Source organism: Mycobacterium sp. NPDC003323, from assembly GCF_053589535.1.
In genome coordinates this window covers 517,191-535,175 of sequence record NZ_JBSFSB010000001.1, presented here as the reverse complement: position 1 = coordinate 535,175, position 17,985 = coordinate 517,191, and the positions used below count along the sequence as shown (strand labels likewise).

At 67.6% G+C, this 17,985-nt stretch carries 19 protein-coding genes; 5 read left to right on the top strand and 14 right to left on the bottom strand.

What is annotated here, in order from left to right; genetic code table 11:
• Positions 1–6: 6 nt before the first annotated feature.
• Both ACWDUN_RS02305 and ACWDUN_RS02300 read right to left on the bottom strand, forming a co-directional pair.
• Positions 7–291 (bottom strand): acylphosphatase, encoded by a 285-nt coding sequence (locus tag ACWDUN_RS02305; protein ID WP_449924022.1) that lies wholly within the window; start codon positions 289–291, stop codon positions 7–9.
• Positions 275–691 (bottom strand): OsmC family protein, encoded by a 417-nt coding sequence (locus ACWDUN_RS02300; protein ID WP_449924019.1) that lies wholly within the window; start codon positions 689–691, stop codon positions 275–277. The genes ACWDUN_RS02305 and ACWDUN_RS02300 overlap by 17 nt, the downstream gene beginning before the upstream one ends.
• A gap of 111 nt (positions 692–802) precedes the next feature.
• On the opposite strand from ACWDUN_RS02300, the gene ACWDUN_RS02295 reads away from it, so the two are divergent.
• On the top strand, positions 803–1,405 hold the full coding sequence (locus tag ACWDUN_RS02295) for an Rv0361 family membrane protein (RefSeq protein WP_449924016.1): 603 nt from the start codon (positions 803–805) through the stop codon (positions 1,403–1,405).
• On the opposite strand, the gene mutM is transcribed toward ACWDUN_RS02295, so the two are convergent.
• Genes mutM through ACWDUN_RS02280 form a run of 3 tightly spaced genes read right to left on the bottom strand, consistent with a single transcriptional unit; the run spans position 1,392 to position 3,496 of the window.
• Entirely contained in the window at positions 1,392–2,261 is an 870-nt protein-coding gene (gene mutM, locus ACWDUN_RS02290) for a bifunctional DNA-formamidopyrimidine glycosylase/DNA-(apurinic or apyrimidinic site) lyase (protein WP_449924014.1), read from the bottom strand. The two genes, ACWDUN_RS02295 and mutM, sit on opposite strands and share 14 nt — an antisense overlap.
• Entirely contained in the window at positions 2,245–2,952 is a 708-nt protein-coding gene (gene rnc / locus ACWDUN_RS02285) for a ribonuclease III (RefSeq protein WP_449924012.1), read from the bottom strand. Before rnc ends, mutM begins: the two co-directional genes overlap by 17 nt.
• Positions 2,942–3,496 (bottom strand): YceD family protein, encoded by a 555-nt coding sequence (locus tag ACWDUN_RS02280; RefSeq protein WP_449924009.1) that lies wholly within the window; start codon positions 3,494–3,496, stop codon positions 2,942–2,944. Before ACWDUN_RS02280 ends, rnc begins: the two co-directional genes overlap by 11 nt.
• Positions 3,497–3,689: 193 nt before the next feature.
• On the opposite strand from ACWDUN_RS02280, the gene ACWDUN_RS02275 reads away from it, so the two are divergent.
• A complete protein-coding gene (locus ACWDUN_RS02275) occupies positions 3,690–4,859 on the top strand; it encodes an LLM class flavin-dependent oxidoreductase (RefSeq protein WP_449924007.1) in 1,170 nt (389 codons plus the stop codon).
• A complete protein-coding gene (locus ACWDUN_RS02270) occupies positions 4,856–6,073 on the top strand; it encodes an SfnB family sulfur acquisition oxidoreductase (protein WP_449924004.1) in 1,218 nt (405 codons plus the stop codon). Before ACWDUN_RS02275 ends, ACWDUN_RS02270 begins: the two co-directional genes overlap by 4 nt.
• 128 nt (positions 6,074–6,201) lie before the next feature.
• Here ACWDUN_RS02270 and sepIVA read toward each other — a convergent pair whose 3' ends face one another.
• From sepIVA to ACWDUN_RS02235, 7 genes are all read right to left on the bottom strand, one after another.
• On the bottom strand, positions 6,202–6,939 hold the full coding sequence (gene sepIVA, locus ACWDUN_RS02265; RefSeq protein WP_449924001.1) for a cell division protein SepIVA: 738 nt from the start codon (positions 6,937–6,939) through the stop codon (positions 6,202–6,204).
• A gap of 111 nt (positions 6,940–7,050) precedes the next feature.
• Positions 7,051–7,527: a pantetheine-phosphate adenylyltransferase gene (gene coaD / locus ACWDUN_RS02260; protein WP_449923998.1), complete on the bottom strand. Its 477-nt coding sequence runs from the start codon at positions 7,525–7,527 to the stop codon at positions 7,051–7,053.
• 76 nt (positions 7,528–7,603) lie between these two features.
• Positions 7,604–8,155 carry a 16S rRNA (guanine(966)-N(2))-methyltransferase RsmD gene (gene rsmD / locus ACWDUN_RS02255; RefSeq protein WP_449926168.1) on the bottom strand — a complete coding sequence of 184 codons (552 nt, stop codon included), beginning with the start codon at positions 8,153–8,155 and terminating at the stop codon, positions 7,604–7,606.
• Positions 8,152–11,535, bottom strand: a complete 3,384-nt coding sequence (locus ACWDUN_RS02250) for a pyruvate carboxylase (protein WP_449923995.1) — start codon at positions 11,533–11,535, stop codon at positions 8,152–8,154. The genes rsmD and ACWDUN_RS02250 overlap by 4 nt, the downstream gene beginning before the upstream one ends.
• 175 nt (positions 11,536–11,710) lie before the next feature.
• Positions 11,711–12,328, bottom strand: coding sequence for a vitamin K epoxide reductase family protein (locus ACWDUN_RS02245; RefSeq protein ID WP_449923991.1), 618 nt, complete (start codon positions 12,326–12,328; stop codon positions 11,711–11,713).
• Positions 12,325–13,065: a DsbA family protein gene (locus ACWDUN_RS02240; RefSeq protein ID WP_449923988.1), complete on the bottom strand. Its 741-nt coding sequence runs from the start codon at positions 13,063–13,065 to the stop codon at positions 12,325–12,327. Before ACWDUN_RS02240 ends, ACWDUN_RS02245 begins: the two co-directional genes overlap by 4 nt.
• Before the next feature lie 9 nt (positions 13,066–13,074).
• Complete coding sequence (locus ACWDUN_RS02235; RefSeq protein ID WP_449923985.1) at positions 13,075–14,157, bottom strand: alpha/beta hydrolase; 1,083 nt, start codon at positions 14,155–14,157, stop codon at positions 13,075–13,077.
• Here ACWDUN_RS02235 and ACWDUN_RS02230 point away from each other — a divergent pair.
• Both ACWDUN_RS02230 and ACWDUN_RS02225 read left to right on the top strand, forming a co-directional pair.
• Entirely contained in the window at positions 14,156–14,995 is an 840-nt protein-coding gene (locus ACWDUN_RS02230) for an aldo/keto reductase (RefSeq protein WP_449923982.1), read from the top strand. The two genes, ACWDUN_RS02235 and ACWDUN_RS02230, sit on opposite strands and share 2 nt — an antisense overlap.
• A gap of 7 nt (positions 14,996–15,002) precedes the next feature.
• Positions 15,003–15,842 carry an aldo/keto reductase gene (locus ACWDUN_RS02225; protein WP_449923979.1) on the top strand — a complete coding sequence of 280 codons (840 nt, stop codon included), beginning with the start codon at positions 15,003–15,005 and terminating at the stop codon, positions 15,840–15,842.
• 75 nt (positions 15,843–15,917) lie between these two features.
• Here the strand turns inward: ACWDUN_RS02225 and ACWDUN_RS02220 are convergent, their stop codons facing one another.
• Both ACWDUN_RS02220 and ACWDUN_RS02215 read right to left on the bottom strand, forming a co-directional pair.
• Entirely contained in the window at positions 15,918–17,060 is a 1,143-nt protein-coding gene (locus ACWDUN_RS02220) for a hypothetical protein (protein WP_449923976.1), read from the bottom strand.
• On the bottom strand, positions 17,053–17,979 hold the full coding sequence (locus tag ACWDUN_RS02215) for a metal-dependent hydrolase (RefSeq protein ID WP_449923974.1): 927 nt from the start codon (positions 17,977–17,979) through the stop codon (positions 17,053–17,055). Before ACWDUN_RS02215 ends, ACWDUN_RS02220 begins: the two co-directional genes overlap by 8 nt.
• Between the last annotated feature and the right edge of the window lie 6 nt (positions 17,980–17,985).

Genomic DNA, 17,985 nt, shown 5'->3' with positions numbered 1-17,985 from the left:
CGGGGGTTAACGCTCGCTGAAGCCCGCGATCGGGTCGCCCGCCTCGGACCAGTCGACAACCACGTTGTCCACACTTCCGGGCGTCGTGCCGGACTTCAGCAGCTCCAGCAGACGCTCACAAGCGGCCCGCGGCCCCTGCGCCACGACGTGTACGCGTCCGTCGGGACGGTTGGAGGCGTAGCCGGTCAGGCCCAGTTCGAGCGCCCGCGCCCGGGTCCACCAGCGGAAGCCGACGCCCTGCACGTGGCCGTGCACCCAGGCGCTGAGCCGAACGTCAGGACTTGCCGACATCGGTCACCGCCAGCGTCACCTCGGTCCCGGCCTTCAGGGTGTTCCCGACGGTGCAGACCTTGTCGATGGAGCGCCGCACGATGGTCAGCAGCCGGGCCCGTTCCTCGTCGGTCAGGCTGGACAGGTCCACCTCGAGGCGCTCCTCCAGGTGCGGGTAGACCTCGCGTTCCCGGTCGGCGGCACCGGAGACCTTGATGGTGGCCTGATAGTCGTCACCGAGGCGGGTGCGCAGCGGGTGGTCACTGCTCATCCCGCTGCAGGCGGCCAACGCGATCTTGAGCAGCTCGCCCGGGGTGAACACGCCCTCGACGTCCTCGGAACCGACCAACACCTCGGCACCACGGGTGCTGCGCCCGACGTAGCGGCGCACGCCCGTGCGCTCGACCCACAGTTCCGTCATCCTTCGCCCGACCTCCTGGTATCCGACTGGCGTCCGGGGGCGAGTGTACGGACGCCGTGGTGGTTGCCCGGCGAGTTAGTGTTGGAAGACACCAGCTGAGGAGCCATCGCAGTGACGCAATATCCCCCGCAGCAGCCGGGGCCGTGGGATCCCCACCAGCAGCAGCCGCAGGCCTACGAGTACCCGGAGTACCCGGTCTACGGTGCCCAGCCGTACGGATACGGCGTCCCGCCGGCCGGCTACCCGTATCCCTATGCCCCGCAGCCGCCCAAGAAGAGCAACCGCGCGCTCTGGATCGTCGGCGGTGCGTTGAGCCTGCTGCTGGTGGCCGCGTTGGTGGTCGGTGGAGTGTTCCTGTTGCGCAACGGCGACGAGATCGTGATCTCGGGCGACGAGGCAGAGATCAAGCAGCTCGTCGAGGACTTCAGCGCAGCCGGCAATACCGGCAGCTTCTCCGACCTCGGTCAGTACTTCTGCGCCGCCGAGGCCGGAATGTTCAGTGCCCTGAGTGAACTCGGTCAGATCCTGGAGGGCATCGAGATCCCGCAGGGGGCGGCGCCGACCGAGCTGTCCGCGACCAACATCCAGATCAAGGGCGAGGTCGCGTCCGCCACCATGGACTCCGGCGGACCGTTCGAGACCGCCTACTTCCGCAAGGAGAACGGCGAGTGGAAGGTCTGCATGTCCGCTGCGGTGGAGTTCAGCCAGAAGTAGTGCGGCGGCGGATACGCGGTCGCGGTTGGCATTTCGGGCAATAGAACGACGAGCGGTTCATGAACTTGTCCCGCTGCATGGCCGCGCCGCAGCGCCGACAGGGCTCGTCGACGCGCCCGTAGGCCTCCAGTGACCGGTCGAAATAGCCTGACTCGCCGTTGACATTGACATACAGCGAGTCGAACGACGTCCCACCCTGCCCCAGCGCACCGGTCATCACGTCGGCCGCGGCGTCCAGCACCTCGGCCAGCTGGCGACGGGTCAACGACGAGGCCATGCGCGCGCCGTTGATCTTGGCGCGCCACAACGCCTCGTCGGCGTAGATGTTGCCGATGCCCGATACCACCGTCTGGTCGAGCAGCTGTCGTTTGATCTCGGAATGCTTGCGCCGCAACACCGTGACGACGCCGTCGCGGTCGAACGCGGGATCCAGCGGGTCACGGGCGATGTGCGATACGGGTTCGGGGATGTCGGTGCCGTCGATGGTCACCAGATCGGCGAGCATCCAGCCACCGAAGGTGCGTTGGTCGACGAAGTTCATCGAGGTGCCGTCGGCGAAGACGGTCGCGATACGCAGGTGTGTCGGGTTGGGCACCTCGCCGATGAGCATCTGCCCGCTCATTCCCAGGTGCACGACGATCGCCTCGCCGCTGCTCACCGTCAGCCAAAGGTACTTGCCGCGTCGGCCGGTGCCGGTGATCTGGGTGCCGCGCAGCCGTGCCGTGAGGTCCAGCGAGCCGGCCAGGTGCCGGCGCGCGGCGCGCGGATGCAGCACCTGCACATCGGCGATGGTGCGGCCGAGCACGTGTGCGTCCAGACCGCGACGCACCACCTCGACCTCAGGAAGCTCCGGCACCGTCGGTTCCCGACGCGTCCAGCGCGCTCCACGCCGCGGCGGCCGCCTTGAGTTCGGCCTCCTTCTTGGTGCGCCCCACGCCGCGGCCGTACTCGCGGTCGGCAACGATCACCACCGCGGTGAATTCCTTGTGGTGGTCCGGCCCCTGAGCCGTCACGGTATAGGACGGCGGTCCGAGGCCGCGTGCGACGGTGAGCTCCTGCAGGCTGGACTTCCAGTCCAGACCGGCGCCCAATGTCGGTGCGGTGTCGAGCAATTCACCGAACAACCGCAGGATGGCTTCGCGCGCCGTGACGTTGCCGCATTCGAGATAGATTGCACCCAAGAGGGATTCGACGCCGTCGGCAAGAATGCTGGACTTGTCGGCGCCACCGGAGCTCTCTTCGCCCTTGCCCAGCAACAGATGTCCGCCCAGGCCGAGCTTGCGGCCCACATCGGCCAGCGCTTGGGTGTTGACGATGCTGGCACGCAGTTTGGCCAGATCACCTTCGGCACGGTCGGGATGGCGGTGGTAGAGCTCCTCGGTGATGGTCAGCCCGAGCACGGCGTCACCGAGGAATTCCAGACGTTCGTTGGTGGGCAGCCCACCGTTCTCATAGGAGTAGCTGCGGTGGGTCAGGGCGATGGTGAGCAGGTCTGCGGGCAGCGGCACACCCAGCGCCTCGATCAGCGCTTCGTGCTCAGTTGTCACCGCGGTCTCCGACCTGGTCGCGCAGCGCAGCGAGCTTGGCCCAACGGGGGTCGATCTTCTCGTGCTGGTGACCCGGTTCGGCCTGGGCGAGCACGATGCCGCAGTCCGGGCACAACCCGGCGCAATTCTCACCGCACAGCGGGGTGAACGGCAACGCCAGCCCGACCGCATCGACGACGGCCTGCTCGATGTCCACCCGGTCGTCCACGACGTGGCCGACCTCGTCTTCCTCGGTCGTCTCTTCGGTGGCACTGCCCGGGTAGGCGAACAGTTCGGTCAGGTCGATGCTGACATCGCCGGTGATCGGCTCCAGGCAGCGCACGCACTCACCGGTGGTGGGCGCAGACACGGTGCCCGTGACCAGCGCCCCTTCGGACACCGATTCGATGCGCAGATCGAGGTCCAGTGGAGCCCCCTGCTCGATGCGGATCATCTCCAGGCCGATGCGAGACGGTGCCGGCACCGTCTCGTGCACCTCCATCATCGAGCCCGGCCGACGACCCAGGCGCGAGATGTCGATCGCAAGGGGACTCTTGGCGGCCATGTCCGCAATTCTAGTTGACGGCCATACCCGTGACCCGGACCACCAGATCAGCGAGATTTTTAAGTCTCCGGACGACTTGCGGCAGGTGAGATGGGCGGCGCGCCGGTGTGCGCGGGCACGTCGTCTTCCACGCCGCCATCGGCGGCCGATACTCGACGCCACCAGGACAACCGGCAGCCGAAGGACGATATCTGTGACCGTGAAACTGCACTGGTTTCTGCCCACCTACGGCGACAGCCGACTGATCGTCGGCGGCGGGCACGGCACGCCGGCCGGCGCGGCGGGCGGCGACCGGGACGCGAGCATCGACTACCTGGCCTCGATCGTGCGGGCCGCCGAACGTTTCGACTTCACCGGCGCGCTGATCCCGACGGGGGCATGGTGCGAGGACGCGTTCATCACCGCCTCATTGCTGGCGCGTGAGACCACGTCGCTGGCGTTCCTGGTGGCGTTTCGCCCGGGACTGATCAGTCCCACCCTGTCGGCCCAGATGGCGGCGACCTTCGCCCGCCACGCACCCGGACGCATCCTGCTCAACGTGGTCGTCGGCGGCGAGGCGCACGAACAGCGCGCCTTCGGTGACCACCTCGACAAGGACGCCCGCTATCACCGCGCCGACGAGTTCCTGGATGTGGTGCGCCGCCTGTGGGCCGGTGAAACCGTCACCCGCCGGGGCAGCTACATCGATGTCGAAGAGGCCGCCCTTGCGGTGCCGCCCAACCCGATTCCGCCGCTGTACTTCGGCGGCAGTTCCCAGGCCGCGGGCCCGGTTGCCGCCCGTCATGCCGACGTGTATCTGACGTGGGGTGAGCCGCCGGCCGCGGTGGCCGAGAAGATCGCCTGGATTCGTGCACTCGGCGATCAGCAGGGTCGCAAACTGCGCTTCGGGATCCGGTTGCACACCATATCCCGCGACACCTCCGACGAGGCGTGGGCGCAGGCCGAGAAGTTCGTCGCCGCGCTGGATGACGAGACCGTCGCCGCGGCACAGGCCGGTCTGTCCCGCAGTCAATCCGAGGGGCAGAGACGCATGCTGGCGCTGCACGAGGCCAGCCGCGCCAATGGAACCTGGAGTGACGCAAGAAGTCTGGAGATCGCTCCGAACCTGTGGTCGGGTGTCGGCCTGGTGCGTGGTGGGGCCGGCACGGCCCTGGTGGGCAGCCATACCGAGGTGGCCGAGCGCATCGCCGAGTACGCGGCCGTCGGCATCGATGAGTTCATCTTTTCCGGATACCCCCACCTGGAGGAGCTGTACTGGTTCGGCGAAGGCGTGGTGCCACTGTTGCGCCGACGGGGACTGTTCAACGCCGGCTCGAATGAGGCTCCCAGCGTATCGATTCCGTTCGTCGGTGCCGCCCGGTGACCGCACGTACCGAGGACCTTCGGATCGCGGACACCGCGCGGGCGCTGACGATCGCCGCCGAATTGTCCGCCGCGTTCGCCGAAGACGCGGCGATCCGCGATGCCGAACGCGCGCTACCCCACGCATACGTGCAGCGCCTGAAGGATTCTGGACTGCTGGCGTTGTCGGTGCCGGCGGAGTACGGCGGCATCGCCGCGCCGGCGACGGTGCTGGCCGAGGTGTTCCGCCTGTTGGCCCACGGAGACCCGTCGCTGGCACAGATCCCGCACTCACACTACGCATTCGTGGAGGCGCTGCGCCTGCAGGGCACCGCGGCGCAGAAGTCCTTCTTCTACGAGAAGATTCGCAGCGGAGCCCTTCTGGCCAATGCTCAGTCCGAACGCGGACCACACCCCATCGACGTCGATGCCACCACGCTGAGCCGCGACGGTGAGAACTACGTGCTGCAGGGCCGCAAGTACTACTCGACCGGCGCCTTGTTCGCCGACTGGATCGTCGTGCGGGCATCCCTGCCGGGGGCGGCCGGGCAGACACCGACGTCGTCGACCCCGAAGGCGTTGGCGTTCATCCCCGCCGACACCGATGGTCTACGAGTGGTCGACGACTGGGACGGCATGGGTCAGCGCACCACTGCATCGGGCACCGTGATCCTCGACACGGTACGGGTGCCGACGGCGCAGGTGGTGCCGTTCACCCCGATCTTCAGCCGACCCAGCACCTTTGGGGCACGCGCCCAACTGCTGCACACCGCGATTGATGTCGGGATCGCGACCGCGGCCCTGACCGAGGGTGTCCGTCAAGCCGGCAAGGCGCGCCCGCATTTCGAGGCCGGTGTCGATGTCGCGGCCGACGATCCGACCGTCGCGCACATCGCCGGCGAGTTGACCGTGACCGTGCGCGGTGCCCAGGCGTTGTTGGCCGAGGCCGCCCGCGCGGTGGATGCGGCAGCGCAGGACCTGACCGAGGACAGCGCGGCAGCGGCGTCCATCGCCGTCGCCACCGCCAAGGTGGCTGCCACTCGGGCGTCCCTGGAGGCGTCGAGCACGCTGTTCGAGCTCGGTGGCACGCGGAGCGCGGGCGGCGCGGCGAACCTGGCCCGGTACTGGCGCGATGCCCGTACGCACACCCTGCACGACGCGACGCGGTGGAAGCTGCAGCACATCGGCCGCTACACCCTGTCGGGCACCAAACCGCCGCGGCACGGCCAACTCTGAGACCGTTTTAATGGCCACCGCCTGTGCGCGCCGAGACTGACGAAATGGCGTGAACCACCCGCACTTCGCCGCCCGTTTGTTCGTTTGGGCGGTAGTTGGGTTCGGGAGGGTGGGGTGGGGGTGGTGGACTACCGCGTGGCGTAGTCGTGGGTGCCGGCCGCGGTGCGCAGCTGGTGGCGGCCCCGGCTCACCGAACGCAGCGTGCCGTTGAGGTAGTCCTCGAACTCGGCGAGCTTGCTGTCGACGTAGATATCGCATTCGCCGCGCAGCCGGTCGGCCTCGGCGTGGGCGGTGTCGACCAGACGGGTGGCCTCGGCGGTCGCGGTCTGCACGATCTCGGTCTGCGACACCAGGCGCTGCTGCTCCTTGATGCCCTCCTGGACGGCCTTCTCGTAGGACAGGTTGCCGTTCTCGATCAACCGATCGGCCTCGGACTTGGCCCGGCCGGTGGTGGCCTCGTACTCGCGCTTGGCGGTCGACACGATCCGGCCGGCCTCCTCACGCGCCTCGTTGACCATGCGGTCGCTGTGCGAACGCGCCTCGGCCACCATGCGATCGGCCTGGGCCTTGGCGTCGGCGAGCAGCCGATCCGCCTCGCCACGGGCGTGGTTGACCAGCGAATCGGCCTCGGCGGTCGCCGTGGCGACCATCGACTGGGAGTGTTCGCGCGCCTCGTTGAGCATCCCGTCGCGGGCGTCGAGCACGTCCTGGGCGTCGTCGAGTTCACCCGGGATGGCGTCCTTGATGTCGTCTAGCAGTTCCAGGACATCGCCACGGGGCACCATGCAGCCGGCCGTCATCGGGACACCACGCGCCTCTTCGACGATCGCGCTGAGTTCGTCAAGGGCCTCAAAAACTCGGTACACGGCAGCACCCTCCAGGCGTAGTTGTTAGTGACCAGTGTGCCTGGTGTTACGCCTGTGACTCGGCTTTGCGGGCCGGTGTGTCGCGATCAGTGGCTGGGAATCGGCTGACGATCAGCCCTTGAGCTTCTCCTTGAGACGCGCGTTGACCGGTTCGGGCAGCAGATCGCTGACATCGCCACCGAGCGTGGCGACCTCCTTGGCCAACGATGACGACACGAACGAGTACCGCGGGGTGGTCGCCACAAAAAAGGTGTCCACGTCGGCCACATGCTTGTTCATCTGCGCCATCTGCAACTCGTACTCGAAATCGGTCCCCGAGCGCAGCCCCTTCACGATCGCGGTCAGTCCGCGCTCCTTGACGAAGTCGACCACCAGACCGGAACCGGATTCCACCCGCAGATTGGGCAGGTGGCCCGTCGACGCCCGGATCAGCTCGATGCGTTCCTCGGCGCTGAACATCCCCTTCTTGTTGGGGTTCACCAGCACCGCCACGATCACCTCGTCGAACTGGGCCGCGGCCCGTTCGAAGATGTCGACGTGGCCGAGCGTGACGGGGTCGAAGGATCCGGGACATACGGCGCCACTCATGCGGCCGCCTCGCAGGCTCGAAGGCCATATTCCCGATCAACGGTTCGCTCGCACGCTTCGCTCACAGGGCAAGACGCTACGCGATGACGCCGAACTCCAGTCGGGTGTCACCGTAGCGACGTTCGTCATCGGCGTCCCAGCCTGCCGGCCAGGTCAGTGCGGCGGCGCCGACCGGGCGCTCGATCACCGCGACAGCACCGTCGCGCACCCACCCGTTGGCGCGCAGCGCCGTCAGCACACCCTCGACGGCGACGGTGCTCACCTCGTACGGCGGATCGGCGAACACCAGATCGACCGCGCGCCCGGATGATTGCACAACCTTGTCGACCGGGGCCCGGCGCACCGTTGCACCGCGGATGCCGAGATCGGCGATGTTCGCCTCGATCACCGAGGCCGCGCGACGGTCGGCTTCCACGAACAGCGCCGAGGCAGCACCGCGCGACAACGCCTCCAGGCCGAGCGCACCCGAACCGGCGTACAGGTCCAGCACCGCGATCCCGCCGAACTCCATCCGGGCTGCCAGCACGTTGAACAACGACTCGCGCACCCGGTCGGTGGTGGGACGAGTCCCACTGGCGGGCACCGAGATTCGACGCCCGCCGTGCGAGCCGGAGATGATGCGGGTCAGCTGACGACCACCAGGAGGTCGCCGCCCTCGACCTGGGCGGTGCCGGTGACCGCGATGCGGGCCACAGTGCCGGCCTTGGGGGCGGTGATGGCGGCCTCCATCTTCATGGCTTCGATGGTGGCGACGGTCTGTCCGGCCTGCACGGTGTCCCCGGCGGCCACCCCGACGGTGACCACACCGGCGAACGGCGCGGCGATGTGGTCCGGGTTGGACTTGTCGGCCTTCTCGGCGGCCGCGACATCGCTGGCAATGCTGCGGTCGCGCACCAGGACCGGGCGCAACTGACCGTTGAGAATGGCCAGCACGGTGCGCATCCCGCGTTCGTCGGCCTCGGACACCGCTTCCAGCCCGATCAGCAACTCCACCCCGGGTTCGAGTTGCACGCGGTGTTCCTCGCCCTGGCGCAGGCCGTAGAAGAACTGGTTGGCGCTGAGCATGGAGGTGTCGCCGTACTGGTCGCGGTGGGCCTCGAACTCCTTGGTGGGGCCCGGGAACAGCAGCCGGTTGAGCACCGCCTGACGCTTGACGCCGGGCTGGGCCAGCGCCGCCTCGTCCTCGCCGGACAGCTGCGTCTCCGGCTTGGCCGCGCCGCGGCCCTGCAAGGCCTTGCTGCGCAACGGTTCCGGCCAGCCGCCGGCCGGGTCGCCGAGCTCACCGCGCAGGAATCCGATGACGCTGTCGGGGATGTCGTAGCGGTCCGGGTCGGCGGCGAACTCCTCGGCACCGACCCCGGCACCCACGAGCGCCAAGGCCAGATCACCGACCACCTTCGACGACGGGGTGACCTTGATCAGCCGGCCCAGCACGCGATCGGCACCGGCGTAGGCGTTCTCGACATCCTCGAACCGGTCCCCCAGCCCCAACGCCACGGCCTGGGTGCGCAGATTGCTCAACTGCCCGCCGGGGATCTCATGGGTGTACACCCGCCCGGTCGGGGATGGCAGCCCGGCCTCGAACGGCGCGTAGACCTTACGCAACGCCTCCCAATACGGCTCCAGATCGCACACCGCTGCCAGCTCCAGGCCGGTGTCGAACTCGGTGTGCGCGGTCGCGGCCACGATCGCCGACAGCGCGGGCTGGCTGGTGGTGCCCGCCAACGGCGCCGACGCTCCGTCGACGGCCGAGGCGCCGGCGTTCCAGGCCGCCAGATAGGTGGCCAGCTGCCCGCCCGGGGTGTCATGGGTGTGCACGTGCACCGGCAGATCGAACCGCTCGGTCAACGCCGAGACGAGTTGCGTGGCGGCCTGCGGACGCAGCAGCCCGGCCATGTCCTTGATGGCCAACACATGGGCCCCGGCCGCCACGATCTGCTCGGCCAGACGCAGGTAGTAGTCCAGGGTGTAGAGATCCTCGGCCGGATCGGACAGGTCCCCGGTATAGGACATCGCCACCTCGGCCACCGCGGTGCCGGTCGCGCGAACGGCGTCGATGGCCGGGCGCATCGACTCCACATTGTTCAGCGCATCGAAGATCCGGAAGATGTCGACCCCGGTGGCGGTGGCCTCATCCACGAACGCGCTCGTGACCAGTTCCGGGTAGGGGGTGTAGCCCACGGTGTTGCGCCCGCGCAGCAGCATCTGCAGACAGATGTTGGGCATCGCCTCCCGCAGCGCCGCCAGCCGCTCCCACGGATCTTCCTTCAGGAAGCGCAGCGCCACATCATAAGTCGCGCCACCCCAGCATTCCACCGACAGCAACTGCGGGGTCAGCCGCGCGATATAGGGCGCCACCAGCAGCAGACCGTTGGAGCGCACCCGGGTGGCCAGCAGCGACTGATGCGCATCGCGGAAGGTGGTATCGGTGACACCCAATTCCGGAGAATCCTTGAGCCACTGGGCAAAACCCTGCGGTCCGAGTTCGACGAGCTTCTGCTTGGACCCCGCAGGCGGGGCCACGGACAGATCACACGGGGGCAGCTTGTCCTGCGCGTACACCGCCGACGGGCGCTCCCCGTGCGGCTTGTTCACCGTCACATCGGCCAGGTAGTTCAAGATCTTGGTGCCACGGTCGGCCGGCGTGTGCGAGGTCAGCAGCTGTGGGCGCTCGTCGATGAACGACGTCGTCACCCGCCCGGCCCGGAAATCCGGATCATCGATCACGGCGAGCAGGAACGGGATGTTCGTCGACACGCCACGCACCCGGAACTCGGCCAGCGCGCGCCGCGCACGCGCCGCGGCCATCGTGAAATCCCTTCCACGACAGGTCAATTTGACCAGCATGGAGTCGAAGTGCGCGCTGATCTCGGCACCGGTGTGGGTACCACCGTCCAGCCGGATACCCGCACCACCGGGCGACCGGTAGGCCGTGATGCGCCCGGTATCGGGCCGGAATCCCTTGGCCGGGTCCTCGGTGGTGATGCGGCACTGCATCGCCGCGCCACGGATCTGCAGTGCGTCCTGGCTCAGGCCCAGATCGGTCAGCGTCTCCCCCGCCGCGATACGCAGCTGCGAGGACACCAGATCCACATCGGTGATCTCCTCGGTCACCGTGTGCTCCACCTGGATACGCGGATTGCACTCGATGAAGACGTGGTGGCCGCGCTCATCCAGCAGGAACTCGATGGTGCCGGCGCAGAAGTAATCGATGTGCCGGGCCAGCGCCACCGCATCCGCGCAGATCCGCTCGCGCACCGCCGGATCCAGATTCGGTGCCGGCGCCAGCTCGATGACCTTCTGATGCCGTCGCTGCAGACTGCAGTCCCGCTCGAACAGGTGGATCACATTGCCCGCGCCGTCGGCGAGGATCTGCACCTCGATATGGCGCGGGTTGATGACGGCCTGCTCCAGGTAGACCATCGGATCCCCGAAGGCCGACTCGGCCTCCCGGGACGCCGCCTCGACCGCTTCGCGCAGCCCCGACGCGTCGGCCACCCGACGCATACCGCGCCCACCGCCACCGGAGACCGCCTTGACGAACAGCGGGAACTCCATCGATTCGGCCGCTGCCACCAGGTCGTCCACCGAGGCCGACGGCTCCGAGGACGCCAGCACCGGCAGCCCCGCCTCCTTGGCCGCCGCGATGGCACGCGCCTTGTTACCGGTCAACTCCAGCACATCAGCCGACGGCCCCACAAAGGTGATGCCCTCGCGCGCGCACGCCGAGGCGAGCTCGGGGTTCTCCGACAGGAAGCCATAACCCGGATACACCGCATCCGCCCCGGCATGCTTGGCCACCCGGATGATCTCGTCCACCGACAGGTACGCGCGCACCGGATGGCCCTCGTCACCGATCTGATAGGACTCATCGGCCTTGAGCCGGTGCAGCGAGTTGCGATCCTCGAACGGATAGACCGCGACGGTCGCGATGTTCATCTCCGTCGCGGCACGGAACGCGCGGATGGCGATCTCACCGCGGTTGGCCACCAAGAGCTTCGAAATCATCGAACTCGTCTCCTTCACCTTCGGATCGCGACGGCCCGAACCGCGTCGAACGGCGTGGGCGTCAGATGTGGCGCACATGGCGACACCAGCAGTTTCCCGTCGTGACGCGCAGGTATGAGGATACTGACCTGCAGATTGCTCACAGCGGCATGTCCCCCGACTGTGAAGTCGGCGGCTACAGCAGGGTTGACCAGTAGTTCCAGAACCGGACGAGGATGAGCAGCACAACGGCGGTGAACCACAACGCCACCAGGGACCAGCGCCAGTCGTAGATGATGCGGCCCGGCCCGGTCGCGTGCTCGGCGCGCAGCGCTATCGAGCCCACGATGACCAACAGCGGGACGGTGACCGCCCACACCACCATGCAGTACGGGCACAGCGCCCCGATGCGGTACAGGCTCTGGAAGATCAGCCAGTGCACGAACACCACGCCCAGCGCGGTGCCGATGGTCAGACCGGTCCAGTACCAGCGCGGCAACGTCACCTTGGCCACGGCCAGCACACCGGTGACCAGCACCACCGTGAACGCGATGATCCCGATCAGCGAGTTCGGGAATCCGAACTGGGAGGCCTGTGGCGTGGTCATCACCGAACCGCAGGACAGCACCGGGTTCAGGCTGCACGACGGCACGTAGCTCGGATCGATCAGGATCTCGATCTTCTCGATGGTCAGCGCGGCGGCCGCGGCCAGACCGAGCACACCGGCGATCAGCACGCCGATCGCACCGGCCCTGCGCACGCCGGTCTCCTCGGCCGGGGATTCGGCCGATTCGAGGTCGGCGGTCACGGTCACGATGCCGCGGCCAGGCCCGGAACGTCGCCGACGATCTCCTTGATCTTGCCGACCATGGCCTCCGGCGTGCTGTATTCGTAGTCCTCGCCGTTGATCCGCACCGTCGGGGTCGCGTTGATCTCGGTGGCCGCGGCCATGCCGGAGGCCATCTCGACGTAGCGCTCCTTGTCGATGCATTCCGGCACGCCGCCGGCGGCGCCGGCCTGCCGCGCCGTCTCGATCAGCTGCGCGTTGGTCGGGTAGACGCCGCCGGTCTCGTGCGGCTGCTGGGCGAAAAGGGCGCCGTGGAAGCGGCGGAACGCCTCGACCGACTCGTCGGCCACGCAGTACGCCGCACCGCTGGCCCGCGAGGAGTAATTCTGATTTCCGGCGCTGTCCAGGATGCCGACCATGTAGTAGTCGACCGCGATGACGCCCTTGTCGATGAGTTCGTTCAGGGTGGGACCGAAGGCCTTCTCGAAGGCACCGCAGTGCGGGCAGAGCGGATCCTCGTAGACCGACACCACCGCCTTGGGCTCGATGCCGTCGTCCTTCTTGATCACATTGCTGGACTCGACACGCACCGCGCGGGCCTCGCCGGCCTCGGGGTTCGTCTCACCGTTCAGCACGATCCAGAGCACCAGCGCGACCGCGAAGAGCACCACGACCGAGGTCAGCCCGATCTGGACGAGAAGGTTGCGCTTGCGGTCAGCGGCCTTCAAGTCGTACTTGGCCTGCTTCTTCGGTTTGTTCGCCACGTGTGCAGCCTACCGGCTGAGATGAGCCCGTAGCGCCGAGGTGAGGTCGGCCACTGCGAGCTCGCTGTCACCGCCGAGGGGGAAGAAATTGATGAACGCATGTACCAGCGACCCGTACTCGCGCCGATCGACGGGCACGCCGGCCGCCGCGAGCGCCTCGGCGTAGGCGCGGCCCTCGTCACGCAGCGGGTCGAACCCGGCGGTGACCACCAGCGCCGGCGACAGCCCGGTCAGGTCCTGGGCCCGCAACGGGGCCACCCGCGGGTCCTCCCCGGAGATTTCGGATCCGCCCACATAGTGCCGGTCGAACCACTCGATATCGGCCTTGGTCAGGAAATATCCGTCGGCGAACAGGTTCCGCGAGACGGTTTCGCCGACCGGGTCGACCATCGGGTAGATCAGCAGCTGCAGCGCGGGCAGGGTGGCACCTCGATCACGCGCGGTCTGGGTGACCACCGCGGCGAGGTTGCCACCGGCGCTGTCTCCGCCGACGGCGATGCGGTCGGGGTCGGCGCCCAGTTCACCGGCGTGCTCCAGCGCCCACTGGTACGCCGCGAAGCAGTCCTCGGCGGCCGCCGGAGCCTTGTGTTCGGGTGCCAGCCGGTAGTCGACCGACAGCACATGCACGCCGGCGTCCTGGCACAGCCGGCGACAGAACCCGTCATGCGTGTCGAGGCTGCCGACGACGAAGCCACCCCCGTGCAGGAAGACCAGCAGCGGCGCGCCGGCATCGGCACGGTAGTGCCGAACCCGCAGCGACCCGTCCGGACCGGGCACGGTGAAGTCGCGCGACGGCACCACGATGTCGGTGCCGAAGGCCGCCGAGGCGGCGTCCAGCTGGGCCCGGGCGACGCCGACGTCATCGCTGGCCACCAGCCCACCGATGCCGGAGGCGCGCTGCGCGGTCAGCAGTAGCTGCAGGCTGGTGTCCAGGGTATTGCCGTCGATGGTGACCGAACGCCTGCCCAGCAGGAGCCGCTTGGCCGGATCCGGGATACGTGCCATCACCGGTACCGACACCCGGCTCGCCATGACGGCGGCCTTCAGCCGGAACGGACCCGGTTTCTGCCGCGCTGGCAGACTCTGTGTCATGACTGCCCTTTCAAGCCCCATGCTCATGCTGAACGACGGAAATTCGATTCCCACGGTCGGGTTGGGAGTCTGGCAGACCCCGCCGGAGGACACCAGGGTGGCCGTGGAAAGTGCCCTGCGCACCGGGTACCGCCACATCGACACCGCCGCCGCCTACCAGAACGAGACCGAGGTCGGTCAGGGTCTGAAATCCTCCGAGGTGCCCCGCGAGGACATCTACCTGGTCACCAAGCTGTGGAACTCCGTGCAGGGCTACGACAAGGCGTTGCGCGCGTTCGATGCCAGCGCGCAGCGCCTGGACGTGGACTATGTCGACCTGTACCTGATCCACTGGCCGCTGCCCGAGGTCAACCTGTACGTCGAGAGCTTCAAGGCGCTGGCGAAGCTGCGCGAGGACGGCCGGATCCGCTCCATCGGCGTCAGCAATTTCGCGCCCGAACACCTGCGCACCCTGATCGACGGCACCGGCATCGTGCCTGCGGTGAACCAGATCGAGCTGCACCCGCGGCTGCCGCAGCAGGAGCTGCGCGATCTGCACGCCGAGCTCGGGATCGCCACCGAAGCGTGGAGCCCACTGGGTCAGGGTGGTCTGCTGTCGGACCCGGCCGTGACGACCATCGCCGAGGCGCACGGAAAAACGCCGGCCCAGGTGCTGATCAGGTGGCACCTGCAGCTGGGTAATATCGTCATCCCGAAGTCGGTGAACCCGGATCGGATAGCGAGTAACTTCGACGTGTTCGACTTCGAGCTGAGCGCTGCGGACATCGAGTCCATCGCGACACTCGATGACGGCACCCGCCTGGGACCCGACCCACGGACCTTCAACTTCACGGGATAGGTAGGACATGACTTCGGCAGCAGCGGTGCCCAACATCGGTTTGAACGACGAGAACACGATTCCGGTTCTCGGCATCGGGGTGGGCGAGCTGACCGACGCCGAGGCCGAGCACGCGGTGGCTGCCGCGCTGGAAATCGGTGTGCGGCTTATCGATACCGCCGCCGCTTACGGTAACGAGGCCGGTGTCGGGCGGGCCATCGCCGCCTCCGGCCTACCGCGCGCCGAGATCTTCGTCACCACCAAGCTGGCCACCGGCGACCAGGGTTTCCAGGCCTCCCAGGACGCCGCCAAGGCCAGCCTGGAACGGCTCGGTTTGGACTACGTCGACCTGTACCTCATCCACTGGCCGGGCGGGGACAGCGGTAAGTACGTCGACAGCTGGGGTGGGCTGCTGCGCGTGCGCGAGGACAACCTGGCCAAGTCGATCGGTGTCGCCAACTTCACTCCCGACGACCTGACCAACATCATCGACCTGTCCTTCGTGGCGCCCGCGGTCAACCAGATCGAGCTGCACCCGCAGCTGGTGCAGACCGAACTGCGCGCGGCGCACGCCGAGCACAGCATCGTCACCGAGGCCTACAGCCCGCTGGGCGTCGGCAAGCTGTTGGAGAACCCGACGGTCACCGGGATCGCCGCCGAGTACGGCAAGACCCCGGCGCAGGTGCTGATCCGCTGGAACCTGCAGCTGGACAACGTGGTGATTCCGCGGTCGTCCAAGCCCGAACGCATCGCGGAGAATTTCGACGTGTTCGATTTCGAGCTGGGCGCCGAGCATCTGGCCGCGCTCACCGCGCTGGACGACGGCACCCGGTTCCGCCCGGACCCCACCACCTACACCGGCACGTAGGCTTTTCTCGCGAGCAGACGCAAACTCTCCCGAAAACCGAGGTTTTCGGGAGAGTTTGCGTCTGCTCGGCAGTAACTAGGAGACCGCGGCGGGCGCGGGCGCCGGCCGGGCCGCCGACACGGTGAGCGCCGCGGCCGTACTGAGCCCGGCGATGACGAAGCACAGCACCGTGTACCAGAGGCTGCCGACCGGATCGCCGTTGGCGGTGACGCCGTCCACCGACCCGAAGTAGGCGGGCAGCGCGGTCACCCACAACACCGCCATCACCGCGAGATACAGCACGCCGTAACGGATCATCTGCGGGTGCACATACCGCGCCTCGGTGGCCGAGGCCGCCGTGTTGCGCAGTCGCTGCCACTGCTTGACCAACACCGGAACCGCGACGGCCGTGATCACCACCAGCTCCAGTGCGTACACCACACCCATCACGGTGAAGTTTGTGAACGAGCCGATGATCGTCGCCGGCGAGGGCAGCAGCACGGTCCCGATCGATGCGAGCAGGCCGACCACGACGGTGCGCCAAAGGATCTGAACGCCGGTGAAGCGCCGGCCGCGATCGACATGCCGGCCGACGAAGAACTGCACACAGAACGCCAGCGACATCGGCCACAGCGCCGCGAACACCACCACGCTGGGCAGCGGAACCGCGTCCAGGAACGGCTGATTCAGCGGATGCTCCAGCGTCCACTCCCACCAGCGCAGCTGCGGACCGATGTGGTCGAAGATCTCGTAGAACGCGTGATGCACGAATCCCACACAGACCGCGCCGACCAGCGTCCCGTAGCGGCGGAACACCCCGAGGGTCCGCACGATCTCGAAGGCGATCGTGGCCATCATCGGGTAGATCGCCACGATGTAGAGCGGCAGTCTGCCCCAGAGGAATTCGACGGTGAACACGTTGTGCGCGAACATCGTGTCGACGTGCTGCTCGATGCCGAATGCCGCCGGGAAGTACAGCGGCGGTTCGATGATCAGCAGATAGGCGATGGCGCCGAACCAGAGCACCAGATTGGTGGCGTCACCGTGGCGGCGCAGTCGAATCACCGCATACACCAACGCCAGCACCGCGCCGACGACGATGGTCAGCTCCAGCACCGGCAGCGTCCAGTTCTCCAGGGCGAACGGGCTGCGCAGTTCGAACAGTCCGCCGGCCTCGGCACAGCTGAAGCCCAGCCGCTCGGCGAGTTGCTCGAAGGTCGGCCTACACAGATCAGACATCGGCGGTCTGCTTTTCCGCGGTGTACCAGTTGGTCACGTCGTAGCCCTCGTCGTAGCGTTTGAACCATTCGCCGGCCAGCGCGGGAAGCTTCTCGTGTTCGGGATTGTGACCGGGGATCTGACTGCGCACGATACCCACGAGCGCGGTGAGTGTTTCGCGCTTGCCGAGATTCGGGAACGGGCTCTGGAACGGCCCGTAGTCGGGCCGGCGCCCGATGCGTTGCAGCAGCGCGTTCTTGGCCCGCGCCAGGGCGAAGGTGGACACGGCGTCGACCTTGCGCACCTCCAGCGGGATATGCCTGTTGAAACCGTCGCAGGCCATCCGCACCACATCCAGTACGTGTTTGAAGATCGACGGGGCGACCCGGGCGCGATACCACGGGTCGCCGACCAGATCGTCGTAGATGATCAGTGCCGAACTGCGGTGCTCGACTTCTTCGACGAAGTGCCACAGGAACAGCGACGCCACCCGGTCGTCGCCGGGTGCGAACAGGGTGGCGTCGTTGTCGAGCATCAACTTGAACACCGGGGTGAAGGTGGCCTCCAGATCGGCGGTGTAGGCGAGCCGGTACTTGAGCGGCTTGTTCTCGACCAGGTCGTCGAAGGCCGCGATCACCTCGTCGAGCGTCTCCTTGAGTGCCGGATAGGCCTTGATCAGCCCGCGCGCGTGTTGCCGGTGCGCCATCGAGTGCTGGCCCTCCTGGCGGACGAACGCGTCGGCCTCGTCGGCGATCGGCGAATCGACCAGCAGTGGCTTCGCCTCCGCCATGGTGCTGACGATCATCTTCTCGAACGCGATCGCCAGGAATGACACGGCATTGGCCATCGCCGAGAACGCCGGATTGGTCTCGTTCCACACGAAGGGGACGTCGTAGTCGGCGAACGCGAAGCGCATCTTGCGCACCTTCAGATCGGTCATGCCGGC